Origin of the sequence: Stenotrophomonas terrae (assembly GCF_039674165.1) — a bacterium.
Lineage (GTDB): Bacteria > Pseudomonadota > Gammaproteobacteria > Xanthomonadales > Xanthomonadaceae > Stenotrophomonas > Stenotrophomonas terrae_A.
The window spans coordinates 1-6679 of sequence record NZ_JBDJMY010000078.1 but is presented as its reverse complement, the minus strand read 5'-3'; the positions used below and the strand labels follow the sequence as shown (position 1 = coordinate 6679).

6 protein-coding genes are annotated in these 6679 nt (G+C 64.3%); all 6 read left to right on the top strand.

All coding sequences use genetic code 11. The features are described 5' to 3' along the window. Positions 1-455 precede the first annotated feature (455 nt). The 6 genes from ABE493_RS19100 to ABE493_RS19075 all read left to right on the top strand — a co-directional run bounded on the left by ABE493_RS19100 (position 456) and on the right by ABE493_RS19075 (position 6493). A complete protein-coding gene (locus ABE493_RS19100; RefSeq protein WP_346500934.1) occupies positions 456-1652 on the top strand; it encodes a DUF418 domain-containing protein in 1197 nt (398 codons plus the stop codon). 26 nt (positions 1653-1678) lie between these two features. Next, positions 1679-2929 carry an NAD(P)/FAD-dependent oxidoreductase gene (locus ABE493_RS19095; RefSeq protein ID WP_346500932.1) on the top strand — a complete coding sequence of 417 codons (1251 nt, stop codon included), beginning with the start codon at positions 1679-1681 and terminating at the stop codon, positions 2927-2929. Further along, positions 2926-4278 carry a glutathione-disulfide reductase gene (gene gorA / locus ABE493_RS19090; protein ID WP_346500929.1) on the top strand — a complete coding sequence of 451 codons (1353 nt, stop codon included), beginning with the start codon at positions 2926-2928 and terminating at the stop codon, positions 4276-4278. Before ABE493_RS19095 ends, gorA begins: the two co-directional genes overlap by 4 nt. A 264-nt stretch (positions 4279-4542) precedes the next feature. After that, positions 4543-5466 (top strand): DMT family transporter, encoded by a 924-nt coding sequence (locus ABE493_RS19085; protein ID WP_346500936.1) that lies wholly within the window; start codon positions 4543-4545, stop codon positions 5464-5466. After that, entirely contained in the window at positions 5463-5807 is a 345-nt protein-coding gene (locus ABE493_RS19080; RefSeq protein WP_346500927.1) for an MGMT family protein, read from the top strand. The genes ABE493_RS19085 and ABE493_RS19080 overlap by 4 nt, the downstream gene beginning before the upstream one ends. Before the next feature lie 41 nt (positions 5808-5848). Continuing rightward, positions 5849-6493 carry a rhomboid family intramembrane serine protease gene (locus ABE493_RS19075; protein ID WP_346500925.1) on the top strand — a complete coding sequence of 215 codons (645 nt, stop codon included), beginning with the start codon at positions 5849-5851 and terminating at the stop codon, positions 6491-6493. The last annotated feature ends 186 nt before the right edge of the window (positions 6494-6679 follow it).

The window sequence follows — 6679 nt, the reverse complement described above, 5'->3', positions numbered from 1 at the left end:
TTTTTTTGGGGCGGTGCTTTGCCTTCACCGCTCTCCCCCTTTCCCGCCCCGCGCGCGCTGGGGGCGCCACTACAGCGTTGCTCCCTCCCTTTCGCGCAGCGAAGGGGAGGGTTGGGGAGGGGGTTGCAGTTGAGCTTTGAGCTTTGGTTCTGGCCTTTGCAGCTTCACAAGCAACAACAGAAGCTACCCCCTCCCAACCTCCCCCTTGGCTACGCCAAAGGGGAGGGGCAGTGCATGCAGCGACTTTGCTGCCTCCCTTTCGCGCAGCGAAGGGGAGGGTTGGGGAGGGGTAAGCACTTGGTAGCGTTGAGGCAGTCATAGCGTCGCGTCTTGGGCGGGAAACAGCTGTGCAGCGTTGTCGGCGCCGATGCGGGGAAAGCCCCTGCCGAGCATGGCTCGGCACTACCTGGGCGCGCATGCTCTAATCGCGCACTCGTTGCTGAAGGATGTCGCCGTTGTCCACTTCCGCTTTCCAGCCCGTGGCAGCCAGTGAGCGCATCGCCACCTTGGATGTGCTGCGCGGCTTTGCCTTGTTCGGCATCCTGCTGATGAACATGGAGGCCTTCAGTGGGCCCTTGAACATGTCCTTCACCGGTATCGATCCGCATTGGCAGGGCGCCGACTATTGGGCCGATGCCTTCGTCTACATTTTCGTGCAGGGCAAGTTCTTCACCCTGTTCTCGCTTTTGTTCGGTGCCGGCTTCGCGGTGATGGCGCAGCGTGCCAGCAGTGCCGGCCGCGACTTCACCCGCTTCTATCTGCGTCGCAGCCTGGGCTTGTTGATCATCGGCGCGTTGCACGCGGTGCTGCTGTGGTCCGGCGATATCCTGGTGGCGTACGCCTTGCTGTCGTTTGCGTTGCTGGCGTTCCGCGAGGCACCGCGCAGCTGGCTGCCGGTATTGGGTACAGCGGCCTATGTGGGAGCGGCGGTGTTGATGCTGCTGCTGGGAGTGTTGATGCAGTTCGCCCCGGCCGATGCCAGCAGCGCGCAGCAGACTGCCGCAGTTGCCTCGATCGAAGCGCAGCGGCAAGCCTATGGACATGGCAGCTATGTACAGGCGGTCGCGCAGCGTCTGCGCGATCTGGGCGCGTCGCTGGGCGCGTTGCTGGTGGTAGGGCCGCAGGTACTGGGCATGTTCCTGATCGGTGCCTGGTTTGCGCGCAGCGGTGCCATCGCCGATCCCGCCCGCTACCGGCGACTTTGGGCAGTGCTGCGCTGGCTGCTGCTGCCGCTCGGCCTGGCGGTGATGTTCTCAAGCGTCTATCTGCAGTCCTACAACCCACCGGGGCGTTTCGATATGCGCGGCGCAACAGCGTACGCGCTCACTGCCATCGCCGGCCTGCTGATGTGCCTGGGCTATCTGGCCTGGGGGGTACGCTGGAGCCGCTACCTGCAATGGTTGGCACCGGCCGGGCGCATGGCATTGAGCAACTACCTCGGGCAGTCCCTGATCTGCACATTGGTTTTCTATGCCTATGGACTGGGCTGGTTTGAACAGATGGGCCGTGCAGGGCAGCTGCTGTTTGCTGCGGGCGTGTTCGCGGCGCAGGTAGCGTTGAGCCATGTATGGCTGCGTCGTTTCCAGTTCGGGCCGGTGGAGTGGGTATGGCGCGCGCTCACTTACTTGCAATTGCCACCACTGCGGCGCTGATCTTCTTCCCTCCATAAAATGCGCGGGTGAGAATCCGCAACGACGATGTAGTGATCATTGGCGCCGGCGCCACCGGCCTGGCTACCGCGCTGGCGTTGTCCGACGCCGGGCGGCAGGTACGGGTGATCGATGCCGGCCCGCTGGGCGGAGCCACCTCGCACGGCAACTGCGGCACCATCACGCCCAGTCATGCACCGCCGCTGGCCGCCCCCGGCGTGCCGCTGCAGGCATTGCGCTGGATGCTGTCGCCGCAGGCGCCGCTGTATATCCCGCCACGGATGGATCCAGCGCTTTGGCGGTGGTTGCTGCGCTTTGTCGCGCGTTGCAATCCGCAGGACTGGCAGCGCAGTGCGCAGGGGCGCGCGGCCTTGTTGAACGATTCGCGGCAGCGCTTGGCACAGTGGGTGCAGCGCTACCGGCTGGACTGCGAATTTGCCGACAAGGGGCTGGACTATGTGTTCCGCGAACAGCGCAATTTCCAGGCATATGCAGCCCAGTGCGATGCCCTGCTGCGGCTGGGCATCGGTACTGAAATAATCGACGGTGCCGATTACCTGCGCAGCGAGCCCGCGTTCAACGCTGGCGTGGTCGGCGCGATCCGCTTTCCGGGCGATGCCAGTCTGCGGCCAGACCGTTATACCGCTGAACTCGCACGTGTGCTGCGTGCCCGCGGTGTCCGGATTGACGAACACTGCACGCTTCTGTCCATCCAGCCACAGGCCAAGGGTGTACAGATGCAGACCAGTCGCGGTGCGGGGCACGCCGGCGAACTGGTGCTGGCAACCGGCGCCTGGTCGCCGCAGTTGGCGGCTCAGCTTGGCCTGCGCGTCCCGATCCAGCCCGGCAAGGGTTATTCCATCACCGGCAGTCGTCCGCCGCAGGTGCCTAGCCGACCGGTGGTGCTCAAGGACCGCTCGGTGTTCGTCATTGCCTGGGATGATTGCATGCGGCTTGGCGGCACGATGGAGTTCTCCGGGCAGGACGCGCGGTTGAACGCAACCCGCCTGCGTGCCCTGCAGCAGGCCGCGCAGCTGTATCTGCGACAGCCGCTGGGTCCTGCACTGGAACAGCACTGGTATGGCTGGCGGCCGATGACCTGGGATGACATGCCGATCCTGGGTCGCTCGCCCCGGCATGCTCACATATGGCTAGCAGCCGGTCATGGCATGCTCGGTATCAGCATGAGTAGTGGGAGCGGACAATTGATGGCTGATTTGATAACCGGGCAGGCACCTGCAATCGACCCCGCGCCGTATCGCGTGGAGCGTTTCCAATGAGCGCACGCAATTACGATGTGGTGGTGCTGGGCGGTGGTTCCGGTGGCCTGGCGGCAGCGTTCCGTGCAGCGTCCTACGGAGCCAAGGTGGCGATGCTGGAGCCGGCACCCTTGGGTGGCACCTGCGTCAATGTCGGCTGCGTGCCGAAGAAGGCGATGTGGTTGGCGGCGGACCTGGCCGAGCGTATCGGTCTGGCAAGGCAGATGGGCTTCGATGTACCGGCCGAGCCGGCGCTGTCCTGGCCAACCTTGCTGGAGCGACGCCAGCACTACATCTCAAACATCCATCGCAGCTATCAGCAGCGACTGGATGAAACCGGTGTGGTCCGCATCAGCAGCCGTGGGCACCTGATTGACGCGCATACCGTGCAGAGCGAGGACGGAACCCAATTCCGGGCCGAACACCTGGTCATCGCTACCGGCGCGCATCCGCTCAAGCCGGAGTTGCCCGGGGCCGAGCTGGGCGGTGTTTCCAACGACTTTTTTGCCCTGCAGGCGCGGCCGGAACGGGTCGCTCTGGTGGGCGGCGGCTATATCGCGGTGGAGTTGGCCGGCGTGCTGCGCGCCTTGGGCAGCGAAGTGGCCTTGTTGGTGCGTGGGCAGCGTCTGCTGGATCACTTTGATGCCGAGCTTTCTGACCAACTGGCCGAGAACCTGCGCCTGCAAGGTGTTGATCTGCACTTTGGCTGCAGGCTTGAAGCCCTGCGGCGTCAGGAGGGGCGTATCAGCGCGCAACTGCACAACGGGCCGGAAAAGACTTTGTTCGATACCGTCCTGTTTGCCACCGGGCGCGGCCCGAACACGCGCGGTCTGGGGCTGGAGCAGGCTGGCGTGAAGCTGGGCGAAAAAGGTCAGATCGAGGTGGATGACTACCAGAACACCTCCGTGCCGGGTATCTATGCGGTTGGCGATGTGACCGGGCGGGTAACTCTCACCCCGGTAGCGATTGCCGCTGCGCGCAAGCTGATGGATCGGGTTCTGGGTGGGCGGGCCGAGGCGCGGCTTGATTACGACAACATCCCCAGCGTCGTGTTCGCGCACCCGCCATTGGGCAGCGTCGGCTTGAGCGAAGAAGAGGCGTGCAAGCGCTTTCCTGCGGTAAGTACCTATTACAGCCGGTTCCGTCCGATGCTGCAGGCCTTGGGACAGGGCGAGGTGCGTAGCCTGTTCAAGATGGTGTGCGCAGGTGAGGACGAAAAAGTGGTCGGGATCCACCTGCTGGGTGAAGGTGCGGACGAAATACTGCAGGGTTTTGCGGTGGCGGTGAAGGCCGGGGTGACGCGCAGGCAGCTGGAGGAAACGGTGGCGATTCATCCGACTTCGGCCGAGGAAGTTGTGTTGATGCGTTGAGGGTTGCTGGCAACAGCGACAACAAAAGCAGAAGCACCCCTCCTCAATCCTCCCCTGCGCTGCGTGCAAGGGAGGAGGCTGATCCTGCAGTTGCGGACAATGCTTTGACTCCCTCCCTTTGCATTAGGCAAGGGGGCGGGGTGCTTCTGCTTCTGCCTGGTCCTACCCGGCAGCCACGCCCAAACGCCGCAGCGCCCATAATGGAAGGCCATCTCCCCCGGATGCCGTAGCACCGTGACTGTTCCATCCCCGCGCGAGGCCGCTGTGGCCGCGCCCAGCCTGCCCACCAGTTCCCGGCGGCTGCTGATAAGTGGCCTGCTGCTGGCTGCCACCGGCGCCATTGCCGCCTCCGGCAAGGCAGTGATCGTCAAACTGGCCTATCGACACGGTGCCGATGCCACCGCCTTGCTGGCATTGCGGATGATGATCGCCTTCCCGTTCTTCATTGCCATGGGCATGTGGGCCGCACGCCGCGCACAGCCCTTGTCGGCGGGCGACCGCTGGCGGGTGTTGCTGCTGGGTTTCAGCGGCTATTACCTGTCCAGCTATCTCGATTTCCTAGGCCTGCAATACATCAGCGCCACGCTGGAACGGTTGATCCTCTACCTCAGCCCGACGCTGGTGGTGCTGATTGCGCTGGTGGTGCTCAAGCAGCGCCCGACCCGCACCCAGGTTGCGGCCTTGCTGGTCAGCTATCTGGGCGTGTTGCTGGCCTTCGGTCATGACATCCAGCTCGAAGGCCGGCGCACGCTGATTGGTTCTGCGCTGGTGTTCGCCAGTGCGCTCAGCTATGCGGTGTATCTGTTCGGCAGTGGTCAGGCGGTGGCGCGCATCGGCGCGGTACGCCTGACGGCCTATGCCAGCATGGTCGCCTGCGTGCTGTGCATCGGCCAGTACCTGCTGTTCCAGCCCTGGGGCGCGCTGTGGGCGTACGCGCCAGCGGTTTACTGGCTGTCGCTGCTCAATGGCACGGTGTGTACCGTGCTGCCGGTGCTGGCGATCATGATCGGGGTCAAGCGTATCGGCTCCTCGTTGGCGGCACAGGTGAGTATGCTGGGGCCGGTTTCCACGATTGTGCTCAGCGTATGGTTGCTCGACGAACCCATGGGGATTTGGCAAAGCGCCGGGACGGTGCTGGTACTGTTCGGCGTGCTGCTGGTGGGCCGCGGCGTGGCGAAGAAGCGTTGACGCCAGAGGCCACGGCTGCCGCTGGACACGCACGCATTCTCGAGACCATCCGCGCCATCCCGCGCGGGCAGGTACTGGGCTACGGCGAAGTGGCGGCCAAGGCCGGTTTGCCGGGACGGGCACGCCTGGTGGCGCGCCTGCTGGGTGCCAATGACGATCCCACGCTGCCCTGGCACCGGGTGCTGCGCTCGGATGGCCGCATCGCCATGCCGGAGGGCTCGCGCGGTTGGCGCGAGCAAAGCCAGCGGCTGCGCGCCGAGGGCGTGGTGGTGGAGAACGGCCGGGTGAAGCGGCCCAAACCACCGCGCAGCCTGGACGAGGCGATCTGGGGTCCAGCCTAGCCGCTGCGGCTATCATGTAGCCAGTTCCCCCGGATGCCACCATGTTCCCGCGCCTTCCAAAAATCACCCAGACGCTGTTGATCGCCAACGTGGTGCTGTTCCTGCTGCAGCAGCTGCCGCAGACGGCGGGCATCTTCACCCAGTTGATGCTGTGGCCGTTGGGCTCGCAGCAGGTGTTTGCCGACTCGCCCGGTTTCGAACCGTGGCAGCTGTTGAGCTATGGCTTCCTGCATGGCGGCTTCGGACACCTGTTCTTCAACATGCTGGCGCTTTTCATGTTTGGCGCGCCGCTGGAAATGACCTGGGGCGAAAAACGCTTCCTGACCTATTACATGGTGTGCGTGGTCGGTGCGGGCCTTTGTCAGCTGCTGGTGGCGGCTTTGGCCGGTGAGTACAACCCGGTGCTGGGCGCGTCCGGTGGTGTGTTCGGCCTGCTGCTGGCCTACGGCATGTTGTTCCCGAACCAGCGGGTGATGCTGCTGTTCCCGCCGATTCCGATGAAGGCACGCACCTTCGTGATCGTGTTCGGTGCGATCGAGCTGCTGCTGGGTTTCACCGGCTGGCAGCCGGGCGTGGCCCACTTCGCCCATCTGGGCGGCATGTTGTTCGGCTGGTTGCTGATCCGCTACTGGCGCGGCCAACCGCCGTTCAACAAGCGTGGCCCACACCTGCGCCGCGTCAAATAGCAAAAACTGTAGTGCCGAGCCACGCTCGGCAAAGCTTTGCCATGTAGTGCCGAGCCATGCTCGGCAGAGGCCTTCAAGGAATGCCTCAACCTGTAGTGCCGAGCCATGCTCGGCAAAGCTTTGCCATGTAGTGCCGAGCCATGCTCGGCAAGAGGCATCACCGGTAACGCTCCAGCCGAGCATGGC

Excerpts from the sequence above, each read along its gene's own strand:
- gorA (WP_346500929.1), top strand. The coding sequence starts at position 2,926 with ATGAGCGCACGCAATTACGATGTGGTGGTGCTGGGCGGTGGTTCCGGT.
- ABE493_RS19075 (WP_346500925.1), top strand. The coding sequence starts at position 5,849 with ATGTTCCCGCGCCTTCCAAAAATCACCCAGACGCTGTTGATCGCCAAC.